The following is a 22,802-nucleotide window of genomic DNA, read 5'->3' as shown; positions in this document are numbered from 1 at the left end:
TCAACAGTTATGCTGTCTGGAAATCGGACTTCACCGACTTCGGTAACAAAAAATTGACCACCTCGACACTCAGGTTAATCAGGTCACCGGGGGACATCAGTAATAAATCGTTTTTGGTCAGGGCGGGTGCTGTGATACGGGGCAACACCAGCATCATGGAATCGACATCCATTTCCATCAACGCTTGAAGGCGCACCCCGCGCAGGGCGCCGCTGTTAGGCTTGCGCACGATAATGTCAGTAACCGACGTCGTACCACGGGCAATCGGCTCTTCCAGCGTCACTGTCGCATGTTCAGGCTGGATGGCAGGGATTTGTTCAGTCATGATAATGTGTTCCTTGGGTTAAAAATTAGTGAGTTACAAGCCGATAGCTCGGCGATGGGCTTCAAGGCGATCCACGCCGCCGACGATTTCCACCATATTGACGGTGTCAATTTCGACCAGCACTTCACCGTCCCACGTCAATTTAAAGTAGGTGTTTTTGGCGCTGACTTTCGTCTGGGTATTGTCGCCCTGCTTGTAGTTACCCGGGTCGAATTCCGAGAAGCGGCCACGCATCACCACTTCAACCGCAATCACTTCGCCGGTATCGTCACGCTGGAAGGAGCCGTTAAAACGCAGGGCTACGCCATCCACTTTCTCAATGCCCCACTGTTTATACAGTTGAGCTTCAATACCACCGAGGGTAAATTCGGCATCCAGTGCGCCGTCGTCCAGTCCCAAATCCACATTGGCCGCACCGTTCATGCCGCCGCCACGATAGGCTTCGAATTTGCGGCTCAGTTTGGGCAGGGTCACCTCCTCCACGACGCCGACGTAGTTGTTGCCATCATTGAATAAATTCAGGTATTTCAGTTTGCGAGGTAATGCCATTAGTGAGCCCCTTAGCTGTTAATGCGGCTGGCGAAGTTCATCAGGTACTGATCGGAAATACGCTGGCGCAGCAGCAGGTTTTCCAGTGGCGGCACCGGCGTGTAGTCATAGTCGATATAGAGCTTGCCGGCTTTCAGGGTGTCTTTGCTGTTGGCGTTCTCGTCATACCAGCACTGGCCGTCAATCAGGTAACCGTTAGATTTGAGTTCACGCAGTTTGGCATTGATGCCTTCGATGATGTCGCGTACCAGTGACGGTGTCAGCGGTTTATCAATCGCCCACATATGGGCTTCCGCCATCGTGTCAGCCAGTACCTGGGCGGTACGGGTGTAGCTTTCAAACTGGAACAACGGATCATCGGAGCAGGTGCGGGAACCCCAGAAGCGGAACCCGTCTTTGCGGATCAGCGTGGTGACATCATTCTGGTTCAGCAGGTTGGCATCGGTGGCGACATCCTGCAAATCCCAGAACACATCCGCCGAAATGCCGGTGACCCCATTGACGCCGACGTTAGACAGGGTTTTATGCCAGCCGGTTTCTTCATCAATTTTAGCCCGCAAGCCCAGGGCACGGGCGGTTGCATACGCGACAGCTTCGCGGCTGGTCACGGTATCCCAGCTCAGGAAATCCGGCCAAATCAACATCAATTCACGGTGTTTAAAGTAGCCACGGTACTTAATAGCCTCACTGATAGTCTTACAGCCGTAGGCATTGACATACGCCATCGCGCGTAGCTTCTGGGCAATCCCCGCCAGTGCCTCAGCAACATGTCGGGTATCGTGACCGGGCACAGCGAGTATACGCGGTTTCACGCCAAGCTGGCTTTGTGCGGCCAATAACGCCTGCATGCCGGTTTTCTTGCCTTCATCGGTGACGCCGCCAATGATATTGGTCGTGGTCTCGGCTTCGGTTTTACCCTGTGCCACACGTACCACGACCGTAACGGGCTTCGCCTGATCAGCAATCGCCCGCAGGGCATGGAATAACGTCCCGGTTTCGCCGGCCTTGCCACTGGCGGTCAGGACGTCGGTTAACAAGACGGGGGTATTTAAGGGAAAGGTGTTGGGATCGGCATCATCCCCCGTGCAGACCATACCGACAATGGCAGTGCTGACGGTGGTAATGGTGCGGGTGCCTTCGTTGATTTCCTGCACGCGCACGCCATGATGATAGTCTTGGGCCATAGCGAAAAACTCCTGCTTAAGTGATTTCGTTATGGTGGTCGGCTTTACAATAAAATGCAGGTGGTTGGGATTGTGTGGAGGCTGGTACAAATTATCTCAATATTCAGTCCAATGCCATGATATTGCTGCAAATGGCGGTTTGGTCATTTTTCAATATACCAATACGGCTATTTTATGCACAAACTATTTTGCGCGTTCCATGATGAACCGTTTTATTCCGGCGAGTGAGTGAGATATTGATATCCGTAAAACCTCGGTTTAGTGGATACAGCGACAACGAAATGGGTTTCTGGGAATTTTTTCAGGCAATATAGCGCGTTTGTTGAAGCGCAAGGGCGGTGGCCTCGCATCAATTTCACATCCGACGAACAGAATTATCAAAAATATTTGTCACTGGAGGCCAATTTCCCCAGCACGGGTCCCTCATTAACCCTATATGAACGCTCATTAAGTTCGACCAGTAGAAACTATGCAATTCAATTTCCGCAAAAATCAGGAACAATCACATTAAGTACGGATTACACCGTCGTTGATGGTTACCTAAAAAAATCCTCGCCCATTATCCAAATCTACCCCGATGGTACATTTACCACCAACGACGAATCCGAGGGTGCTACCGTTGAACGCCTGTCCGAGGGCGTTTACCTCATCAAAAACGTGCTGGGATTTAATGCTGATGCCGCATGGGGCGGAGTTGATGGTGGGGTTGAGATACCGCTGTGTAAAAATAAACTGCCGTTGATTTGGGTGGATTATCGCGTGCTGCCCGATGGTTCCATCAAAATCATGACGTATCATCGAGAGCACACTGGCGCACCCGCATTCGCCAGAAATACACGAGAGGGTTACGTTGACGGTGACCCGATTGATATCCCTGTTGGTCGGTCTATCGCTATTCGTGTGCAAATGCCAGAGAATTCTATCTGGAATCAGCAACAACGGAAATTGACTGAGTCGGAATGAATATAGGGGCTGCGTGCCCCTGATTGTTATTTTGGCGTTTTAGGCCAGTCAATGTTGGGCGCTGCCGAACAGTCTACGCGGTTTAATAACACGGTATATTTTTTCCACGCGATCAGTGCCGATTGCTCTGTGTCTGTTGCCATGTTGAGATCGACAGCATATTGAAGTGGAGTGATGGAATTTGCGGCCTGTGACATACGATAGCGTTTTTCCTGTTCTGCCTGTTGCTGCAATTGCTCCGGTGTTGGGGGCGGTAACTCCATCAAGGTAGGCAGGCCATCCGCGCCTGCCACTATCCGCTTACCGGCTGATTGGCCTGCAAACATTTTTTTGTACAATTCATCGGTGATCGGTTTCACGTCGTCTGGATAAGAACCCTGTTCATCATACGGCCGGTAAACAAAACCATTTTCAGCGGCACTATAAAACCAGTCATTATCGAATTTTCTTTTTGTTTTATTGTGTTGAATATTTTTCATTGTTACCTCCCAATTGCCAGCCATGCCACTGGAAAATTGTTAACTATGCCATCTTCTCGTTTTGTCGCGGCATAAAACTCCGAATTATTCACCGGATAGCCAAACGCGTTATCTATACGTGCCCCCTGTGAAGTTGAATTAGTGACTAATACCACAAAGCAAGCTTCGGAAAACATGTGGGGGAAATTGAAGTTTCTGTTACTTTCCGATTCAGCCCCCCACTGTATAATCAGTCCTGTCGACTCATCTTTAAACCAGCCTTTACCACTAAAGACCCCAGAATTCTTTCGGGCAAACGAGGCGTTCAACCAGTGACTGAGCCAGCCACCCCATGTGGCACCACGAATATCTCCCCATGGAGTCAGTGACGCATTCTGTGATTCATCGCCTGCAATAAACCCTCCATCAGCAGTCATTTTTCCCTTTGTTGAAACATTCTTCAGAATGGAAAGATTGCCCTGAGATGCAATATCGCCATTGCGGGTATTGAAATAAATGGAGGTGACATCATTGGGATTATTATGTGTCGATTTAAAGCCCACTCCGTACCATGAACGAATTTCTATATTGTTGCCCTCGAAACTGGCCGCATCCCGCGAGCCGACCACTAAGCTACCACCGCCTAACACCAATGACTGTGTGAGTAGTTGTTTTACAGTCACATCACCATTAATTCCGCCACCGGTACGCGTATCCAGTGAATTTAGTGCTCTGTCAACAACATCCGCCAAACCGAGGTTTTTCACAAACTCCGATTTGTTGGGGATATCTGCGCCATTTTTGGATTTTTCGAGCCTGGCATTGGCATTGTTATTGGCATTGGCCGCATTTTGATGAGCTGTTGCAGCCAAATCATAAGCTGTCTTAACCGCTTTCGGGGTTGCCGCCTGCGTTTCGCTGTTACTGTTTACCGCACTACTTAAGCTAACAAACCCCCTTTCTTTCAGCGTCGCATCAGGGTGACGTCGGCTTTGTTCATGCTCACGAATAGCGTTGACAACCGCCGCATCCGCATATTCGCGAGTCGCCAATACTACGGACGGATCGACTTTCAGTGTCACCGCGTCGGTATGGCTGACAATCAACACCATGCGAATAGTCTGGGTGCGGCCTGAGCCTTCCTGTAATTGCGGTTTGTAGGTTTCGGCACAATTGCCGACGGCAATTAAGATGCCGTCTTTATCAAACAGGCCAATCTCACGAATCCACCAACCGCCCTCGCTCTCCGGTATGACCTGTTCAACCATAATATGATTGGTATTTTTAGGGTCAATATTCAGGGCATTAATCGCGGCGCGGCGTTTTTCATTCACCAATTTGGTTTGTCGGGTATCTGGCGTTGGCAAGCTGCCACCGCCATCACCCACGGCCATATGGGTGATTTCAATTTTAGTGCCCAATGCCGCCGCATTTGCCAACTTATCTGCGCCTAACTGTGTCAGCAGCGCAAAGTATTTCGTACTCATGATTTAATCCTCATATCATCAATAACATGCACTGCCGCGCCCACCACGTCAGCACCTGAGACAACCACTTCTTTAGGGAAATAGGGGTAAACCGTCAGGCTATCGCCGCTGTAACTGGTCACAGCACAATAGGCTGTACCGCCCGTTTCCAGTTGGATAGACATCCCAATCAAATGGCGGGAGGCGGGTTTCGCATCAAAAATCAACCGTTCCAGTTCAAAGTAAGTGGCCTCGGCGATCCCCGTTTCCATCACCCCGATATCGAGCCGGAAGGTACCGGGAGCGTCGTTGGTCTGCCACCATTCAATCACGCGGATCAAATAGCCGAAGGGTTCGACCACACGCCGGATAGCACCAATGGTGCCTTTGTGCTTATGCACAAACATTGCCGCGTTGATAGATTCACGTTTGGTATGCTCTGGCCAGTCCATATCCCAGCGGTCAACCGACCATGCCCACGCCAGATACGGTAACAACTGCACCGGACAACGATCGGGGTTCCACAGGTCACGGACAGGCACCGGGATCTCAGCCAGACCAGATAACGCAGTGGCAGCGGCCACTTCCAACGGTGAGGAACCGACCGGCAACAGGCGGTTATTCATCTGAACCCCCGATAGTCACGGTGGCACGGGTGCAGAAACTCGCCTGCGTTTTATCCAACACCATGTCCTGAGTGGGTTTTTTCAAATCAACCCGCTGAACACCGGGGACATGCAGTGCCGCATAAATAGCACTGCGCACAATATCGCGGCCAATGCGGTGCTGCTCGGCGGTGTAGCGTGCCAGCCGTGCCCGCGCATCCTGTAATATCGGTTCATACTCCGGTGTGGGATAGCAGTACAGCACGGCATCAATCTCATAATCGACAATCCTGGCTGACTGTACGGTCAGACGGTCAGCAATGGGACGCACGTCCTCATCATTCAGGGCACGGCTGACGGTCGCGATCAGTTCTTCACTGGCCGCCCCGTTTCCCTCACGGGATAAAATACTGACGGTCACATACGCTGGCGCGGGACTAATGATCGAGGCATCCGCGACCCGGCCGTCAGCGCTGCGGGCATGGTATTCATAGGCGCCGACCGGGCCAGCCACGCTTAAGCCTTCAAATGCCTGGGGAATACGTACACGATAATCGTTATCCGGTTCCATCAATGCCGGTGTCGGCGGTATGGTCGTGTTATCCGCCGGATGCAGCATCATACGGGAAACGTTATTATTTGCCCCCAACTGATCCAAATCGCTGCCTTTGGCATACGCTACCATCGCCGCCCGCGCCGCTTCATTGATACGCTGGCGTAACAATAATTCACGGTAGGCGTTTTCCTGTAACAATTTGGTGATGGGTTCCGACTCCAGCGCCAGTGTGCGGGCGATCGCGTCGCGCTGTTCTGGCGGGTACAAGCCGATCAGGGCGGCCTTACGCTCGGTAAACAGCGTTTCAAAATCCAACGGTTCAACCACATCGGGCGGGGGTAACTGGCTGAGATCAATGGTTGGCATGGTGTCACCTCACTGGCACAGAAAACGCTATCGGATCACGGGCAGGGGAATAATGGCCGCTGATATCGACCGTCATGTGTCCCGCCGCATTCTGGCTGAGCCTAATCGCCGTGACGATGATGCGCGGCTCCCATTGCTGGATAGCGGTATAACAGGCCGCCATCAGTTGCAGGCGCAGCGCCGGGTTCTGTGGCGCATCTATCAGTGCCGACAACAGGGAACCATACTGACGGCGGGCGATCCGGCTCCCCACGGGTGTCATTAAAATGTCGCTGACGGACTGGCGAATATGGTCAATATCCGTCAGTGGCTCACCGGTTTGGCGATTCATCCCCAGATACCTCATGAGACGGGGCCTCCTGACGTACCGTCACCACTGCGCACACCATGGTGCCGGTGAGAATCGACCACAACCCCGTTAGAGCTGAATTGGCCGCCGGTGTGGGTGATATTGCCGCGCATCACCCCGCCATTCCGGATCGCCAGACTGCCTGTGGTCAAATGGTTCGTGCACAGCACTGTCGGGGTATCCAGGGTAATTTGATGACTGGCCGTACAGGTGATATCCGGCGCGGTGACATGGACAGACACCGAAGCGTTCACGGTGGCCGTTTTAATTCCCGTGACCGTTAATGCACTGGTCTGGGGTTCATACTCAATCACTGCCCCGTCGGGAAAGACCAGGTGGGCGGCCATCGGTGAGTGGGAAGGGGCCGGAAATTCGTCGGAAAAAATCGCCGGCAGTACAAACGCCGTGGTGAGATCACCGCCGATAGCCAGTAATAAGACCTGCTCGCCAACGCTGGGCGCCCACCATGTCCGGGCGTTCCCGGCTCTGGCCGTCAGCCAGTTTAGCCAGTCCGTTTCAAGGTGACCGGTTTCCACGCGACAGAGGCCACGGGTAGTATCTACCTGAGTGACGGTGCCAATGCGGATCAGGTTGCGCAGCCGGCGCAAAAGTTCGGTTAATTGTGTGTTCATGCGCACAACATGTCACTGTGCGTAATGGTCTGCACGCTATCGGGGTTGTGTCAGCCCTGACACACATTAGCGGGTGAGATGGGTGAGGATTTGCGCTTCAATATGGGCGATATCCTGTGGTGTCAGCCCCAACAGACGGCGTGATGGATAGTTGACTTCCATGTTTTTGCCCCGCATCCGCTCTTTCAGGCCGAAATGATGGACGCGCGCAACAGTGGCCACTTTGGGGGCAAAGAAGATGGCCGCTTCTTTATCGCTGGCCGACAGGCGCAGGTAACGGGCAGTGGCCAGTTTCTTAAACATGCGCGTTTTTTTGCTGTTTTTACGGGTATTAATGCGATCAATTTTGACGGCCAGAAAGCGCTGGATATCGTTTTTGTAGAAGGTACGCACGCCCTTGCGCTCAGCATCATACCCCGTGATCACCTCGCCCGATTTGCCCTTGCGGATCTGCCAGTTTTTCAAGGTACGGGTTTCGCCCCGCCAGACAAAGGTCATGCCTCGCTGAACCTGAATTACTTGTGCTTTGCGCTGGGTATAGCGACTGCCATCGGGGTTACGCTGGGCGCGGATACGGTGGAGCTGACTTTGGCGCAGATCCCGCGCAATCTCACGGGCCAGTTGCTGGCGACCGGCGGGGGACAGTTGGGTTAACAATGCCGTGAGGGCGGTATCCAGGGGTTGCAATGCGTTATCGTCCATTTCACCACCGGTCAAACGGGTTTTCAGGCTCAGGGACAGCGGTCACGGTGCTGACCTCGCCCTGCTGGGTGACCACAACACGCTCAGTCAGTTTTAAATCAATGCTGATATCGGCGGTGGCGTCATTGAGGATATTTACATCAAAGGTGAAACCGCTGCGGTTATCGGGATTGGCGAAGATGTCCGGCTGGTGTTCACGTAACCAGTGGACGATCACCGCCATTAAGATATCCTGCTGGCCCGGCCAGGCTTCGATAATCAGGTTGAGCGTGTATTCATATTCGTAAGACAATGATGATGCCATCGTTGCCCGCACCGTCCCATTTTCCACAAACAAATGCAGGTATTCGGGGTTATCGCGCAGGTAGGGCATTTTGGCCGTCAGCGCGGTGCGTAATAAGTGGGGTTTATTCATAAGGCACCGGTAATTGACACTGTGTCTGAATATAGTCCTGTAATCCGCGGATCATTTGTCCGGCGAGGGCAATACGCTCTCGGAGTAACCAATAATTTCCGACAGCGGTGTCAACAGGTCGGGGGGCGACTGCATCAGCCAGGCCGGGGGCGGGGGCGGGACACCGGGCTTTGATGTACACCCGCTCAGGGTGAGCCAGAGCAGCGCTATGCAACTTATCAATTTCAGATTTGGCATGGGTCAATTCCTGTAAGCGCACCGCATCCTGTTCAGCTAGGTGTTTCATGCGCGCCTGCTGTTGGTGATTGAGAGCGATTTGCGCTGAGAGCGATTGGTTTAACGCCTGGTTTTTTTCGGTGAGCCGCCCATTTTCCGTATACACAGACCAGACGGAAAAGGCGGCGGATCCCATCAGCGCGATAACTACAATCACAGCGCCCAATTTTAGTTGCCATTTCATTATTGTCTGCCAACAAATTGATTGTATTTTTTGCCTAAAAAACAGAATCCAAAAACAATCGGCATCAAAATGACCAGTAGTGGCCATATAAATGACGTAAACAAAATGACCCCAAAATCTTCCGGATCGTTAGCTCGTTTTTCTATCAATGTAAAAATAATGCATGCCGCAATAAAACCGACAACATAAATTATTGGAACCAGAATAATACCCATCGTTCAATTCCTCATAGCAGTTTAAACGCCTGTACGAAGATGTCATCAGAATAAGGCTGCTTGCCGTTCTCCATCTGTATCATCGCCTTAGTCAATGCTGTCATGATGGATTTGTCGTTAACATCAATCACAGCATGGCTGGATACACCGACAGTTTGGCTCACATACGTGATGTAACCCTCGGTATCATTTTCTGTCTCTGGTGCCCAACGGGTAATGATCTGTCGGATACTGTTCAGGCCATATTGGCGTTCGTAATTACGCAAAATCTTAAGCATGGCACGAATACCCCACTCAGGGGCAACAAACTGACAGAATGCCTTATCGGTCTGGGTATCCCGTAATCCCTGCCATTTATCACCGTGGCGGATATTGCCCGGATTATGGTTGCGAATGCCCCTGTCGCCCTGACTCATTCTTTACCTCCCAAACGCTTATTAATGGCGCGGATCGCAAACTCGCGCAGCTTCTCAACGCCAATAAATCCGATAGCGCCGCCGAGTGCCGGCGATACACTGCCGGGGATGCCGAACAGTTCCAGCGCGCTGGCAATGCCCCAGGACAGCGCCCCGCAAAGCAACGGTTCCACCCAGCGGTTCTTACGCTCGATACCGTCATAAATCAGGCGCCCGTAACAAATTAATGCCGCCAAAACAGAGCCGGATATTTGCGGCCATGAGTTTTTTAGGCCGTTGAGTAAGTCGGCCCATATATCAGGTTGTTTGTCCATATCTTAGTCCCATAGTTGGATCATCGGCGTCACCGGGGCGGGCGCGATATCCGGCAGTTCAATCACCCTGCCGTGGGGCAGAATCGCCCCAACCTCGGCCAGACCAGGATTGGCCTCCAGTACCTGCTCGGTGACGCCGTGTGTGCGTCCGTAGTGGCGCCAGCACAGGGCGTCTACCGTGTCATATTGTTGTGTTCGTACCTGCATTAGATCAGCTCCACGATATTGTGTGTCGTGCATTTAATGCGCTGGATAGCCCACACGGCATCACGGTGCAAATCGTCAATGGTGGGATCGAGTGCATCGGCCTTTTTCGCCCCGTCCGCGGTGGTGTCAATGTCGCGGTAACGCTCACTAAGCCCGGCTTTTGCCATGCAATACACCGCGCGGCGGTAGAGGTATAACAGTTCAGATTCATCATCAATCTGGCTGGCCGGCACACTGCCCAGCGTGTGATAGCCGAGGCTGATTTGTTGTGACTGCCAGCCCGCCAGTTCCCGGTGGGTTTCAATCACCGCATTTTTCAGCGCGGCCAACAGGCGGCCTGGGGTCACCGTACCATCGCTGCGCATGGTGGCGCGAAAATCGGCCGTATCAATGGGGGGCCAGAAATCACCACTGGTGATCGTCTGGGCGGCTTCGTTGATCGGTTCGGGTGAAATGAAATCCATAACAACCTCAAATTAGGTAGGGCGGTGGGCGAGAGGTCGAAAACGGGTTTCTTCTCCCGCGCCGCCCTGGCGCGTTGGCACGTTCGTTAATGGTCAGCGCTGTTTTTCGCTGCCAGAATTTTCTCTAATTGTTTGATATCTGCTTTTACCCCTGAGCGATCATGGAGCTCCAGGGCGCGCATCAACTCGCACAATGCGGGTTGTGGGAAGTCGTTATCACGCAAGCTGTAACCCAGCCATTTATGCAGTTCCCCGCGGACTTTATCAGGCATATCTTCATGTTCAATCAGTGACATGGTGCGCTGTAATATGTCTAATGGGATCGGGTTTTTCGCGGTATACGCGTCTTTAGCCCGGTCGGCCATTTCTTCGGCGATAGCGCAGCCCGTTGTACGTGATTGCCCCTCGGGCATGGTGAGCCGGTGCTTTAAGGCATATTCGGCAATATCCAGCCCTTGTGCATAAACACCGGCATCAAAGCTCCACAACATGAGGTACATCAGAACGTCATCCTGTCCCCCTGACTGATGGCGGAGGGTTTCCGTGATCCACGTTTCATACAGTGGCAACGCGTTACGTTTGTAAATGGCTTTGCGCTCAAATGACTGGATTTTGCCCAGATCTCGCCGGTGCTGGCGCAACATCAGCTTGACTTGCGTGGTGACTGAGGGATCGGCCAGCCGGCCATATTCAGCGGCTTGTCTGGCCTCCACTTGCATGCGTTTCTTTTCCCACGGGTTCACGCTTTACTCTTCCGTTTTGTTGGCATTATCTGTTTTAACTGGCGCATCAAGCTTGGCTTTGATCAGCTCAATGTTTTCAATCAACGCGACACAGTCGTAATCTTCGACAATGTAATCTTCATTAACCGATTCGTAGTTTTCCACCCGGTCACGCTTTGGATTATCCAGTACCTGACGGCGCCGCGAGTCTTCCTGCCAGTAAATCGATAGATTATCCAGTCGGGTGATCAACATGGCGTCTTTTGGAAAATACGGCACCCGCACCGCAGGCAAACCGCCAATACGTTTTTGGCTGATAATCACCTCCGCCGCCAACGCTTCGGTGTTGGCCTGGTCACGGTTAACGATAGGGAAATATTTATCGGATAACAGTTGGCGGCCACAAATGACAACCAGTTCGGTATCATCGGCGTACACCTCGGAAATGGCTTCATCCACAGCGTGCATGACCAGTGCATCCAGGTTGGCATAATCGCCCCCTTTACCCACTTTCAGGGGTTCGGCGGTCGTGATATGGGTGTCTTTATCGGTGGAGGAACCGATCACATGGCCGGGTGCTTCCAGTCGGATTTTATGCAACCAACCGACATTCACGTCCTGCAATAATTTATGGATGGTGCGGTCAGATGTCGCGGCGCGGTGGGTGCCGTTCCAGCCAATCATGATGCGGTCAAGCGCCTGGCGTTTGATAATTTCATCACGAATACGGCGCTGGAAATCGTCAAAAATGGCCCACATATCCAATTTTTCATAACGAATGGCGGTATCAAAGTTAGTCTGCTTACAGTGATACTGTTGTTTGGACAAATCGGTGGGATCGGTCGGTTCGCGGTCTTTCTCTTTGGTGTCCGTTGTCCCGGCGATGGTGGAGCCGATACCTAAACCGATTTTTTCCCCCACCTGCGCTTTAACGGGAACAATATTGATCATCGTTAAAAATACAGCACTGAGCTGAATTTTGCTTTCCAACTTTTGCGCGGCGCTGGGGGCGATTTCCACTTTTGCGGTGGTGAACGTTGCGGGTTCAACACCGTAAAGTTCACCCAAACGGGTCAGATAACCGTTAAATTTAAAGCGTGTTTCTGTTCTCATCGTCGTTTCCGTTTAGCAGTCAGTGAGGTTTTCGGTGTTTTCGCCGTTACCGCCAAAAGCGTGGGGGCGTTGGGGCTGCTTATCTTGCTGGCTGAGATCGGTTTTCAAGGTGTCCAATTCAGCGCGTAATGCTTCGGTTTGCTTTTTAAACGCATCAATTTCATCTATTTTCTGTGAGAGCTTTTCAACTTCACCCGCGGTTTTAACCTGCTCGGTTGCACACAGCTCAATGGACTGGCGAATATCAGACAAATTGATATCATTGGTTTTGCGTTCTCGGGTAAACAGCGCCTTGATACTGTCTAACAAGCCGGTTTTATCACTGTCTTCGGTAAACTCAATCCGGGTTTCTTCGGCCGCGGTAAAGACGTTGTCTTTATGCTGTTTGCGCTCTGACAAATTGGTATTTTGCCCCTCACCATCCTGGCTAAATTGCAACATACTGGTGCCCAGGCTGGCCGGATTATCGGTGACAGCCAACCCAACCAGATAAGCGCCGCCCATATCGGAAAAGTTCGGGTTGATTTCCACCGAGGTGTAGACTTTCTGGCGCTTTTTATTCATTTCTATCAGTTCAGGCGTCGGCGTCAGCACGCCATAGAGCGCCAGCTTGCCGGACAATGGGCCTTCACTGATTTCTTCGGTGTAGACTGAATCCACATCACCGAAACGCGGCATCCACGCGTAATTCCAGTGCTCCATATTGATACGGGCACCGTAAACCGTGGGGTTGTAATTCTTTTCGATATCCGTCAGCCATTGGCGCTGGACTTTGCGGCCGTCAGTCGTAGCGCCTTCAACACAAAGGCGCACGGGCTTGGTTTTTTTGGTCATTGCACAGGCTCCGACAATTTCAATGTTCGTGCATAAACTGAATGAGCGTATGTTTAAGGGATTGGCGTCGGGAAACAATGCCTGACCATTGTATGAGGAATGGCACAATGGGCGTGCAGGGCAGGCATGCCAGCCAGTCAGTAATCTGGCGGCATGAAGACATTACACGATATTGACCCACGTAAGAGAGCGATGCACCTGTACTTTAGCGGGTACAGGATCGCGCGCATTGCGGAAATCCTCAACGAAAACGCCGTCACCATTCACAGCTGGAAACGGCGTGACAAATGGGATGACATCACCCCCTTTGACCGCGTTGAAATGAGTGTTGAAGCGCGCCTTTGTACGCTGATAGCCAAAGAAAACAAAGAGGGGAAAGACTTCAAAGAGATTGATTTGCTGTACCGTCAGCTTGAACGGCACGCCAAAATTCACCGTTATCAGGCGGGCGGCAATGAAGCGGATCTGACCCCGAAGATAGCCAACCGCAACAAGGGTCAGCGCCGCGCCCCGGAAAAGAACGTGTTCAGCGAAGAACAGATCGAAAAGCTCGAGCAAATTTTCCGCGAAAACATGTTTGAGTACCAGAAAGTCTGGTATGGCGCAGGACATCAACACCGCATTCGCAATATTCTCAAATCCCGCCAGATAGGGGCAACGTACTTTTTTGCCCGCGAAGCGTTTATGGACGCCCTGATCACCGGACGCAATCAAATCTTTTTATCGGCCAGTAAGGCACAAGCGCACGTTTTCAAAGGTTACATCATTGATATGGCGCGCGAGGTGGATGTTGATCTCAAAGGCGATCCCATTGTTTTACCCAATGGGGCTACGCTTTATTTTCTGGGGACGAATGCCCGCACAGCCCAAAGTTATCACGGCAACCTCTATCTGGATGAATATTTCTGGATACCCCGCTTTCAAGAGCTGCGCAAAGTGGCATCGGGCATGGCGATGCATAAAAAGTGGCGCCAAACGTATTTCTCAACGCCATCGGCACTCACACACAGTGCCTATCCGTTCTGGTCAGGAAAGCTATTTAATCGCGGACGACGCAAGGCAGATCATGTTGAGGTCGATACCACCCACCGCGCCTTAGTTAACGGCATGATGTGCGATGATGGTCAATGGCGGCAAATCGTCACCATTGAAGATGCGATGAAAGGGGGGTGCAACTTATTTGATATCGACCAGCTCTATCTCGAATATAGCCCTGATGAATTCGAAAACTTGCTAATGTGTGAGTTTGTCGATGATATCGCGTCAATTTTCAACTTACAGCTCATGCAAAAATGCTTAGTTGATAGCTGGGAAGTGTGGGACGACGTACAACCCCTGATGATACGTCCGTACGCCTACCATCCGGTCTGGATTGGATACGATCCGGCCAAAGGGACACAAAACGGGGACAGTGCTGGGTGTGTTGTCATCGCGCCGCCCCAGTTCCCTGGAGGCAAATTTCGGATACTGGAGCACCATCAATGGCGCGGTATGGATTTTCGCGCCCAGTCTGATGCGATCAAGGCACTGACCGAACGCTATAACGTACAATATATCGGTATTGATTCCACCGGTCTGGGTCACGGTGTTTTACAAAATGTGCGTGATTTTTTCCCGGCGGCAAAAGAGTTTGTTTATAACCCCGCGTTAAAAAATGCCCTGGTACTCAAAGCCTATGACGTTATCAGCCATGACCGGCTGGAATATGACGCTGGCAGCAATGACATCACCCAATCGTTTATGGCCATTCGGCGAGCAACCACCGCCAGCGGCAACCGCCCCACCTATGAAGCTGACCGTAGCGAAGAAGCCAGCCATGCGGATTTAGCCTGGGCAACCATGCACGCACTCTATAACGAACCGATTACCGGCGAGAATAGCAACCATCATAATATTATTGAGGTCTTTTAATGAGCCGTAAGAATAAGAAACGCCAGAGCCAGAAACTGACACCGACACCGGATACCGCCCCAATGGAGGCGTTTACGTTTGGTGACCCTATCCCCGTGCTGGATAAACGTGAAATCTTTGATTACCTGGAATGTGTGCGCGTCGATAATTACTATGAGCCGCCCATCAGTTTTAACGGGCTGGCGCGCACGTTCCGCGCCGCCCCCCATCATAGCAGTGCCATTTTTGTTAAACGTAACATCCTGACCAGCACGTTCATTCCGCACCCGTATTTAAGCCGCCAAGTGTTTGATAGCTGGGCGCTGGACTTTTTACTCTTCGGCAATGGCTACCTGGAATTGCGTGATAACCGATTAGGGCAACCGCTGACCCTGAAACACTCGCCGGCGAAGTTCACGCGCCGTGGGGCTGATCTCGATACCTATTGGTTTGTGCAGTATGGCTATGAGATCCAGCCGTTTGAGTTCAAAACCGGGAAGGTCTTTCATTTGATAGAGCCGGACATTAACCAGGAGCTGTATGGTTTACCGGAATATCTGGCGGCTATTCCGTCCGTTCTACTCAATGAAGCCTCGACACTGTTCCGCCGTAAGTATTACCTTAATGGCTCGCATGCGGGATATATCCTTTATATCAGTGATGCCGCACAGAAAACGGATGATGTGGATAAAATTCGGGAAGCCCTGAAAAGCAGCAAAGGCCCCGGCAATTTTCGCAATCTGTTTTTATACGCCCCCGGCGGCAAGAAAGATGGCATTCAGACTATCCCACTGTCCGAAGCCGCGGCGAAAGATGAATTCTTGAATATCAAGAATGTGAGCCGTGATGATATGTTGGCGGCGCACCGTGTCCCTCCTCAGCTAATGGGGATTATCCCGCAGAATACCGGCGGCTTTGGCGATGTGGAAAAAGCGGCCAAGGTGTTTGTGCGCAACGAATTGCTGCCACTGCAAAGCAAGATGAAACAGTTGAATGACTGGCTCGGGGAAGAAGTGATCCGGTTTGGACGCTATTCGCTGGACGGGGACAACAACGACTAACCCATATCACGTAGATGATACGACCGTCTGCGAGGCGGTCTTTTTTTACCCGAAGAAAAGTAGTTTCAAGTGGGATGATTTCAATATAAAAGTTGAGTTCAGCATACCACCAAACGCCGCCGCGCGCAGTCGTGACCCCGCCGCGCCTGCCCACTAAATGTGTCGCTTTTTATGCACCTGCAAGGGATCATCCGAAGCGCGCCAATACTGGTAACTGGTGGGGCATAAGATCCTGATTTGATCTTGCGGATTCGTGCAAGGAATGCAGGAATTTATGCAGAGCAGTGATTGACGTCTCACCTGAATTTTTTGTGGAAAAATACAAAATTAAATCCCGCCGAAACGGGATTTAAAAAATAAAATCAAGCTATCCTGTTACGATACGCAAACATTGATACAACGTTCTCTGAGCACACTTCTTGATTTGAGCGAGTGACTAAATCGTCATTAGCCAATTCAATCAGCATGTCTGGTGTGATACTTAAGCTCTGCGCCAAGGAATTAATATCAATGTTAAGATCATCTAGCAGTACCTTAATCGCCCTGTGGAAGAGCTCTGGTTTTTCATGCTGAATCAGATAATCCTCTTTTTCGTCTATTGCTTCACCTTTGCGTTTTAATCCCAAAAAGGCGGTTTTATATTGCGTGTCACTTAGCAGTGATAACTGATGTGCCCGATAAATGATAGCTGCCTTACTCACCTTCCACATCAACTTAAAATTACTGAGTCCTCGCCAATCAATTCTTCCACCTATCGGACGAGGAAAATATTTAGCCATCGCCGTTCTGGGTAAAAGTAATGCAGAAGCAAATCGGTTTGCCTGTGATTCGGTCAATCTATCCCCTGTTGATATACCACCATGCAGGATAAGATGAGCCACCTCATGGGCTATATCAAAGCGCTGGCGACAGGGGGATTTTTTCGCTGTATTCCTAACAATGAATGGTCGGGCAAGTGGAACTGACAATGCGTCAACATCATCGGAAGCAGAATCAAATGATGTGACAAATGCTCCCAACTTCTCCGCCAAACGCGTCATATTGTCTATTGGCCCAAAACCTAAACCCCAATCTATACGACATTGCTCGGCTGCTTTTTCAATATCTTCTTGCGTATAAACCTTAATTTCGGGAAATTTCACCGCCGGAAGATTCAAATGTTTTTCAAACAAGTCTATCAAACGACGATACAATTCCGCTTTAGCAAGTGTCGATAGTTTTGTTGCAATTCTCGTTGAACTACGTTTGCGAAAATGGACAATTTCTTCGTTTATTGGAGATTGTCCTTCCATATCAAAAAACTCAGGCATAACCTGTAAGACGGAAGCTAATTCATTCGCAAGCCCATTGGTTGGCACAGCATAGCCGGATTCCAGCCGCTGAATATACTGACGGGTTTTTCCCACCTGTTCAGCTACTTGCTCAAGTGATAACTCGTGATACAGACGAGCCAACCGTAAATTAGAACCGTTAAACACTTTAATCACCTACTACTCATTATGGCTTTTCTTGTCTTTATCAGGCATAAGCGCACTGATAGGATCAAGCTCAATAGGTACGGATGTAGGAAGCGCATCATCAGTTGAATGCAATACAGTGACTCGACTTTCACCATATGTCCATTTGGAAACCATTTCATCCAGTGCATTAAAACCAATGAAGTGAACCCGTGCACCCTCACCTTCAAATTCAGGTTTTTCTACCACGAAACGGTGTACAGTGGAAATTGTTACCTCTGGCTCCCATAACTGATCAACTTCATTGCGTCGGAAAAAGCCTGGCTTTTTAGGGTTAGCAGGGTCATCTGAAAAAAAGCGAACCGGAATACCATCAATGGTAAAAGTAACATCCATTCCCGGATTGGTCAGATGTAGCCAATCATAGGCATCGTCTGAACATAAATGAATTAATCGGTTTCTTTGCCGCCCGAATGTACAAGTACCTCGGGTATAATTATCATCTAACGATGACGAAAGCTGCTCATGAGTATTATCCAAAACCTTCAATAATTCTTCTGCAATAATAGTCAGGCGCTCCTCACTCAACTGAGGATAGCATTCCCAAGGCAGTCGATGATTTGTCATAGATTGCATTTTCTCCTAATGGTGCAAAAATCCGAATTTGTCAATCATGATATTGGTGCATTTTATCTATTTTGTCAACTGACAGACACTCGCGTTATGCGACTCATCAGCCTATTGTTTTACAGTGTAATTTATGAAGAAAACCAATCTGCCGTTGCAATTCTTGATTACCAACAGGCAACTCTACCTTGATAACGCCAGATTTTTTCTGGCGTTGACATTAGTGCCGCATCATTCATCTGAACATTCCGACAACCACTTATCCCCAAAATCATCATTTATCCAACAGTCAGACTTTTCTTGTTCCAGTTGAATAGCTGCACCATCCAGCATTTTTGCGATATCCCTGATTTCTGACTCCGGTTTATCTATAAAACCTCCGATGTATGAAGCAATCAGCAGATCACGGGCGTATTTGATACCCTGCGCCTGTATTTCTTTAACATTGATATCAATAACACATTCAGCTTTCATTATTTCTTCCTCATGTCACCAATATTCATAATCCGCTGCCGCAGTGCCTCGCGGCGCGCCTGTTTGCGAGCCTCAAACTCGCGTTGCTTCCGTTCCTGCTCTTCCGGCATATCCATCAACCTGACTTTGCCCTCACGCACTTGCAGCCGTTGGCCGTCAACACTCATACTCATGCCCTTAATAAACATCTTGCCCAGCGTTTTATTGCCGATGGGGTAACCCATTGATTCAGTAAAACGCATCATTGCCGGCAATAACGCTTCTTCTTGTTCTGTTAATTCAATACGTGAGATAACCCGCGACCCCGAAATACCGATTTCCTCGCGCTGTACGCTATTCTCAGCCGTGTTGATTTCGGTTGCCCGTCCCCATTGGAGAACATCGGATAACGCCTTACCGCTTAAGCCCGCGGATAACGCTGGGCTGTCCTCCCATGCCTGCCAATCCCCTGATCCACAGTTATTGACAGGACTCCGAGGCGCGCCGATGGCGCTTTTTAAAAGATCAAGACCCTCACCGGCCACAGCGGATGCTGGGGCTTGGCTGTCGTGCTTTTTGACAATCCGGTATTCCCGCTCGCGTGTTTTCAACACACCGGCGGCAGGGTTGAGCTGCGCGTAAATCCCGACCACATTTGAGACGGCTTCATCATAGGGGTTGCGTTTGTCACTGATTTCACGGGCAACACGGACAGTCTGCTGATCACGTGGGGTGCAAGGGCCACCCTGTGACAGAATGTAGTTTTCAAAGTCACCCAGATCGGCGGCGGCACGGACCTTTTCGGCAATCTCCCCCAATTGGTCAGCAATATTGATACTGCGCAGGCGACGGCATTCACGGTACGCGCCTTTAGCGGGCAGGTTATAGAACTGAAATTGCGGGATACGCCACGTTGAGGCCCACGCCGTCACCGCCGCCGCGGCATCTTTCAACGGCTTGCCGGTTTCTTCATCGATCAGGCCATCCAGCGCGTAACCGTCGATATTCTTGGCGATGTACTTGGCGATATAACCGACTGCACCGCCTTTATTCATATGCTGGCATTCGAAGCGGTACTTCTGCGCGCCGCGTTCGTCGCCATCTTCCTGCAAGGCTTTTTTGCGCATAATCTCAACCGCCGCCGCACGACTGGCCTTATCGGTAAACAGCAGTAAGTGCCAGTGCGGTGTGCCATCATGATGCGGTTCAACCACCCTGACACCATACACATCCAACCCTGCATCCCGAAACGCGGTACGGATTTTAGACCAGACCCGCACCAGATAGCGCTGGCCGTCTTTGGGGGTATACGCGGCGTCAGCCCAACCGCTGTTGAGTACCGCTATCTTATCTTTCCCCATCTGGCGGGTCGGATGATATTTTGACGGGGTAGTGATGGTGATAAACATACCGATATCCCCACGCGCCGAGGCAACCCGTTCAATCCCTGCAATCTGCGCCATCAGTTCCATACGGCGAATTTCCGGGTTAGAAATGCTTTGCATGACCTTCTCAACCAGATCAAAGCGCTCGCCGGTGGCCACATCCTCAATGTCCATTGACTCCAGATACTGCATATTGGCCAGACGCTGAGATTTCACCTCCTGAATGGCCTGACGGCTGGCATACGGGGAACGGTTTTTATTGACCGCCATTGCAGCAATCAATAACGCTTCCCGCCAGCGGGTACGGTGCGCCTTGAGCCGGCGATACCAGAAATCGTCATTCACCAGACGGGATACCGCCGCAACCACATCACCCTGTTGCAACGTGCCTTTAAGGTAGCGGCCATAATGCGCCGGTGTGACATGCAGTCCGCGCGCCAGTTTCGCCAGCTCGCCATAAATCGGAGACAGGTTGCGCATCTGATAGATAGCTTCTTTATCACCGTTCGCCTCCGCAATGCACTGATCACAATACTGTTCAAACAGATTGAAAAATCCGGCAGCAATTTGAGTCGCCAGTTTTTTAAGCGGCTTGTTCTGGAGATCAGGCAGGCGGTTAAACTGGCTGATTTCGGTCGAAATGCGCGCCGTCGTCATCAGCGCGGTGTGAGTATCCATCTCAAAACGACGGGTTACTGCCTCAATGCGTGGCCAGAATTTTTGATGGAAATCGAAATAAAGAAAATCCTGGGCTTTCAGAAGACCCTGTTCTTTCAACGTCTTTTCATAACGTTTCTGATAGGGATAACGCAGAATACGGGGCAGAGAATCGATATCTTCTAAAATCGCTTGCCCCTGAAGGCGTCTTTCACGGGTAAGCGATCTTTCAATACCGGCAATAGCCTGATGGCGCGGTGCATTCCACCAATAGGCATACTGCCCATTGGCGGGTTCAGCTTCGGGTTGGACACTGAAATCAATCGGACGGCTTAACATGTCACCACACCGCCGTAAGTTTCCGGGTTTAGCAAGTTCAGCGCGGTCTGACAGCGTTTGGCGATGGTTTCAACCGCGGCCAGATATTCTGTCACCGAGCGCATTTTGTGACGGATATAGGAAATATGCAGGTTCACCAGTTCAGCGACCAGTGACACCTCGTTATCATGCCAGCCGGCCAGAGAGTAAATGCCGTCATACGTGTTGAATTGCAACAACGCCAATTTGCCGGGATGTTTCTCATGAACAACAACCGCAAAACGGGTGCCAGTGATATAAACACCGTTTTTAGGATCAAGAACAATCGGTGCATGGTCTGTTGCCATTATTGCCTCCCTGCCAACACGGCAATAATCTCTTTCGCACGCTGACGGTTGCCATTGGCGGCAATCGTGCGCGGGGCGTCGATTTCATGGATAGTGAAGCCGAGATCGGCATACAACTCTTTGGCGGCAATCGAGTTAGACACGATAACCGGTACACCAAGATGTGCATTCAGCGTATATAACTCAACCGCCAGCGCCTCATGCTCAGTATTATTGAAATTGGATTGATAATATTGGGTAAATGCACCCTCGTTGGTTAAATACGGTGGGTCACAATAAACAACATCACCAGGCTCAACGAGAGTTAACGTGTCCTGCCATTCCAGATGGACAATGGACGCTTGCTCAGCTTTATCCGCAAACGCCCAAATTTCAGTCGCGGGGAAATAAGGGTTCGTATGTTTACCAAAGGGAACATTAAATTCTCCTCTACCGTTATAGCGACACAGGCCATTAAAACAGTGACGATTTAACGTTAAAAATAAACTCCCACGGGCTAACTTATCCTCAGCAAAATGCTGTTTACGATTAAATACTCGCCTTAATTCGCTATACCCTTCTTTATTTCTGGCGGTTGAAAACCAAATCGCCGCCGCTCTTGTAAACTGATCACAGTCGGCCTTGATACCCTGATACATATCAATCAAATCGGCATTCACATCCGCGACCAAATAAGCCTCATAATCCGTATTCATCATCACAGCACAGGAACCCGCGAACGGTTCAACCAGTCGCTTACCCGCTGGCAAATGCGGCAGTAACTTATCCATAATGCGGGCTTTAGAGCCTGCCCATTTGAGAATGGTTTTATTGGCCATTTCACACACTCCGGTAATGTTTTTGTTTCAGTTCAAAAACGCTCTGGCAGGTTGCACAGCGGGTGACACCGGCAACAATCCGGCGACGCTGGGCGGGAATAGGCTGGCCGCAGTCTTCACACGCAAATGCAGAAACCCCGACCGGGCGGTTAACATGGGCGGCTATCCGGCATTCCAGTATTTCGGCGGCGTGTTCACAGGCACGATCGAGTTCCCTAGACATAGTTCCACTCCTGCGCTTCACGTTCGATGTTTTCAGATTCGCGCTGGATCAGGTCTGCACTGGCAGAAGGCGAAAGCGCTTTATCCAGAACATGGGAGGACAACTTCACCAGACGGACGGCATATAAACTGGCGCAATGTTTCCGTTCTTCCTGGCGCACCTCTTTAACGAGTTGTCTGATGAATTCGTCATCCGTCTTTTTTATGGCATATTTGGCTGAATAATTATCTTTCATTTTTTTATTTCCGGTT

At 50.7% G+C, this 22,802-nt stretch carries 31 protein-coding genes; 3 read left to right on the top strand and 28 right to left on the bottom strand.

Going from position 1 to position 22,802, the window contains the following annotated elements:
• Window positions 1–7: 7 nt before the first annotated feature.
• From Xedl_RS07230 to Xedl_RS07220, 3 genes are read right to left on the bottom strand one after another with little or no spacing between them, the layout of a single operon-like run.
• Window positions 8–325, bottom strand: coding sequence for a phage tail assembly protein (locus tag Xedl_RS07230; RefSeq protein ID WP_074023151.1), 318 nt, complete (start codon window positions 323–325; stop codon window positions 8–10).
• Between the two features lie 33 nt (window positions 326–358).
• Window positions 359–874, bottom strand: coding sequence for a phage major tail tube protein (locus tag Xedl_RS07225; RefSeq protein WP_074023150.1), 516 nt, complete (start codon window positions 872–874; stop codon window positions 359–361).
• Between the two features lie 11 nt (window positions 875–885).
• Window positions 886–2,058 (bottom strand): phage tail sheath protein, encoded by a 1,173-nt coding sequence (locus Xedl_RS07220; protein ID WP_074023149.1) that lies wholly within the window; start codon window positions 2,056–2,058, stop codon window positions 886–888.
• Window positions 2,059–2,319: 261 nt separating this feature from the next.
• On the opposite strand from Xedl_RS07220, the gene Xedl_RS07210 reads away from it, so the two are divergent.
• Window positions 2,320–3,021 (top strand): phage tail fiber protein, encoded by a 702-nt coding sequence (locus Xedl_RS07210; protein WP_074023147.1) that lies wholly within the window; start codon window positions 2,320–2,322, stop codon window positions 3,019–3,021.
• Window positions 3,022–3,047: 26 nt separating this feature from the next.
• On the opposite strand, the gene Xedl_RS07205 is transcribed toward Xedl_RS07210, so the two are convergent.
• From Xedl_RS07205 to Xedl_RS07125, 17 genes are all read right to left on the bottom strand, one after another.
• Complete coding sequence (locus Xedl_RS07205; RefSeq protein WP_074023146.1) at window positions 3,048–3,500, bottom strand: tail fiber assembly protein; 453 nt, start codon at window positions 3,498–3,500, stop codon at window positions 3,048–3,050.
• Between the two features lie 2 nt (window positions 3,501–3,502).
• Entirely contained in the window at window positions 3,503–4,966 is a 1,464-nt protein-coding gene (locus tag Xedl_RS07200; protein ID WP_074023145.1) for a phage tail-collar fiber domain-containing protein, read from the bottom strand.
• Entirely contained in the window at window positions 4,963–5,571 is a 609-nt protein-coding gene (locus tag Xedl_RS07195) for a phage tail protein I (protein ID WP_074023144.1), read from the bottom strand. Before Xedl_RS07195 ends, Xedl_RS07200 begins: the two co-directional genes overlap by 4 nt.
• Complete coding sequence (locus Xedl_RS07190; protein WP_074023143.1) at window positions 5,564–6,472, bottom strand: baseplate assembly protein; 909 nt, start codon at window positions 6,470–6,472, stop codon at window positions 5,564–5,566. Before Xedl_RS07190 ends, Xedl_RS07195 begins: the two co-directional genes overlap by 8 nt.
• Window positions 6,473–6,476: 4 nt before the next feature.
• Window positions 6,477–6,818, bottom strand: a complete 342-nt coding sequence (locus tag Xedl_RS07185; RefSeq protein WP_074023142.1) for a GPW/gp25 family protein — start codon at window positions 6,816–6,818, stop codon at window positions 6,477–6,479.
• Window positions 6,815–7,453, bottom strand: coding sequence for a phage baseplate assembly protein V (locus Xedl_RS07180; RefSeq protein ID WP_074023141.1), 639 nt, complete (start codon window positions 7,451–7,453; stop codon window positions 6,815–6,817). The genes Xedl_RS07185 and Xedl_RS07180 overlap by 4 nt, the downstream gene beginning before the upstream one ends.
• A 66-nt stretch (window positions 7,454–7,519) precedes the next feature.
• Window positions 7,520–8,155, bottom strand: a complete 636-nt coding sequence (locus tag Xedl_RS07175) for a phage virion morphogenesis protein (protein WP_074023140.1) — start codon at window positions 8,153–8,155, stop codon at window positions 7,520–7,522.
• 1 nt (window position 8,156) lies between these two features.
• Window positions 8,157–8,570 carry a phage tail protein gene (locus Xedl_RS07170; protein WP_074023139.1) on the bottom strand — a complete coding sequence of 138 codons (414 nt, stop codon included), beginning with the start codon at window positions 8,568–8,570 and terminating at the stop codon, window positions 8,157–8,159.
• Window positions 8,563–9,030, bottom strand: a complete 468-nt coding sequence (locus tag Xedl_RS25665; protein ID WP_074023138.1) for a lysis system i-spanin subunit Rz — start codon at window positions 9,028–9,030, stop codon at window positions 8,563–8,565. The genes Xedl_RS07170 and Xedl_RS25665 overlap by 8 nt, the downstream gene beginning before the upstream one ends.
• Window positions 9,030–9,245, bottom strand: a complete 216-nt coding sequence (locus Xedl_RS07160; protein ID WP_074023137.1) for a hypothetical protein — start codon at window positions 9,243–9,245, stop codon at window positions 9,030–9,032. The genes Xedl_RS25665 and Xedl_RS07160 overlap by 1 nt, the downstream gene beginning before the upstream one ends.
• 11 nt (window positions 9,246–9,256) lie before the next feature.
• A complete protein-coding gene (locus Xedl_RS07155; protein ID WP_074023136.1) occupies window positions 9,257–9,661 on the bottom strand; it encodes a structural protein in 405 nt (134 codons plus the stop codon).
• Window positions 9,658–9,975 carry a phage holin, lambda family gene (locus tag Xedl_RS07150; protein WP_074023135.1) on the bottom strand — a complete coding sequence of 106 codons (318 nt, stop codon included), beginning with the start codon at window positions 9,973–9,975 and terminating at the stop codon, window positions 9,658–9,660. The genes Xedl_RS07155 and Xedl_RS07150 overlap by 4 nt, the downstream gene beginning before the upstream one ends.
• A gap of 3 nt (window positions 9,976–9,978) precedes the next feature.
• On the bottom strand, window positions 9,979–10,182 hold the full coding sequence (locus tag Xedl_RS07145; RefSeq protein ID WP_074023134.1) for a tail protein X: 204 nt from the start codon (window positions 10,180–10,182) through the stop codon (window positions 9,979–9,981).
• Window positions 10,182–10,646: a head completion/stabilization protein gene (locus Xedl_RS07140; protein WP_074023133.1), complete on the bottom strand. Its 465-nt coding sequence runs from the start codon at window positions 10,644–10,646 to the stop codon at window positions 10,182–10,184. The genes Xedl_RS07145 and Xedl_RS07140 overlap by 1 nt, the downstream gene beginning before the upstream one ends.
• Window positions 10,647–10,732: 86 nt before the next feature.
• Entirely contained in the window at window positions 10,733–11,389 is a 657-nt protein-coding gene (gpM, locus tag Xedl_RS07135; RefSeq protein WP_074023132.1) for a phage terminase small subunit, read from the bottom strand.
• A gap of 3 nt (window positions 11,390–11,392) precedes the next feature.
• Window positions 11,393–12,481, bottom strand: a complete 1,089-nt coding sequence (locus Xedl_RS07130) for a phage major capsid protein, P2 family (RefSeq protein WP_074023131.1) — start codon at window positions 12,479–12,481, stop codon at window positions 11,393–11,395.
• Window positions 12,482–12,493: 12 nt separating this feature from the next.
• On the bottom strand, window positions 12,494–13,315 hold the full coding sequence (locus tag Xedl_RS07125; RefSeq protein ID WP_074023130.1) for a GPO family capsid scaffolding protein: 822 nt from the start codon (window positions 13,313–13,315) through the stop codon (window positions 12,494–12,496).
• Between the two features lie 153 nt (window positions 13,316–13,468).
• Here Xedl_RS07125 and Xedl_RS07120 point away from each other — a divergent pair, with 153 nt between their 5' ends.
• Both Xedl_RS07120 and Xedl_RS07115 read left to right on the top strand, forming a co-directional pair.
• Entirely contained in the window at window positions 13,469–15,226 is a 1,758-nt protein-coding gene (locus tag Xedl_RS07120; protein ID WP_074023129.1) for a terminase ATPase subunit family protein, read from the top strand.
• Window positions 15,226–16,266, top strand: a complete 1,041-nt coding sequence (locus Xedl_RS07115; protein ID WP_074023128.1) for a phage portal protein — start codon at window positions 15,226–15,228, stop codon at window positions 16,264–16,266. The genes Xedl_RS07120 and Xedl_RS07115 overlap by 1 nt, the downstream gene beginning before the upstream one ends.
• 362 nt (window positions 16,267–16,628) lie before the next feature.
• Here Xedl_RS07115 and Xedl_RS07110 read toward each other — a convergent pair whose 3' ends face one another.
• The 8 genes from Xedl_RS07110 to Xedl_RS07075 form a co-directional block, all read right to left on the bottom strand.
• Window positions 16,629–17,744: a helix-turn-helix domain-containing protein gene (locus Xedl_RS07110; protein WP_074023127.1), complete on the bottom strand. Its 1,116-nt coding sequence runs from the start codon at window positions 17,742–17,744 to the stop codon at window positions 16,629–16,631.
• A gap of 12 nt (window positions 17,745–17,756) precedes the next feature.
• A complete protein-coding gene (locus Xedl_RS07105) occupies window positions 17,757–18,350 on the bottom strand; it encodes a hypothetical protein (RefSeq protein WP_074023228.1) in 594 nt (197 codons plus the stop codon).
• Between the two features lie 231 nt (window positions 18,351–18,581).
• A complete protein-coding gene (locus tag Xedl_RS07100; RefSeq protein WP_074023126.1) occupies window positions 18,582–18,824 on the bottom strand; it encodes a hypothetical protein in 243 nt (80 codons plus the stop codon).
• Window positions 18,824–21,184, bottom strand: a complete 2,361-nt coding sequence (locus Xedl_RS07095) for a replication endonuclease (RefSeq protein WP_074023125.1) — start codon at window positions 21,182–21,184, stop codon at window positions 18,824–18,826. The genes Xedl_RS07100 and Xedl_RS07095 overlap by 1 nt, the downstream gene beginning before the upstream one ends.
• On the bottom strand, window positions 21,178–21,510 hold the full coding sequence (locus tag Xedl_RS07090) for a DUF5405 family protein (RefSeq protein WP_074023124.1): 333 nt from the start codon (window positions 21,508–21,510) through the stop codon (window positions 21,178–21,180). Before Xedl_RS07090 ends, Xedl_RS07095 begins: the two co-directional genes overlap by 7 nt.
• Complete coding sequence (locus tag Xedl_RS07085) at window positions 21,510–22,328, bottom strand: DNA adenine methylase (protein ID WP_074023123.1); 819 nt, start codon at window positions 22,326–22,328, stop codon at window positions 21,510–21,512. Before Xedl_RS07085 ends, Xedl_RS07090 begins: the two co-directional genes overlap by 1 nt.
• 1 nt (window position 22,329) lies before the next feature.
• On the bottom strand, window positions 22,330–22,551 hold the full coding sequence (locus tag Xedl_RS07080) for a TraR/DksA C4-type zinc finger protein (protein ID WP_074023122.1): 222 nt from the start codon (window positions 22,549–22,551) through the stop codon (window positions 22,330–22,332).
• On the bottom strand, window positions 22,544–22,786 hold the full coding sequence (locus Xedl_RS07075; RefSeq protein WP_074023121.1) for a DUF2732 family protein: 243 nt from the start codon (window positions 22,784–22,786) through the stop codon (window positions 22,544–22,546). The genes Xedl_RS07080 and Xedl_RS07075 overlap by 8 nt, the downstream gene beginning before the upstream one ends.
• Window positions 22,787–22,802 lie beyond the last annotated feature (16 nt).

The organism is Xenorhabdus eapokensis (genome assembly GCF_001908105.1).
This window is presented reverse-complemented; position numbering and strand designations above follow the sequence as displayed.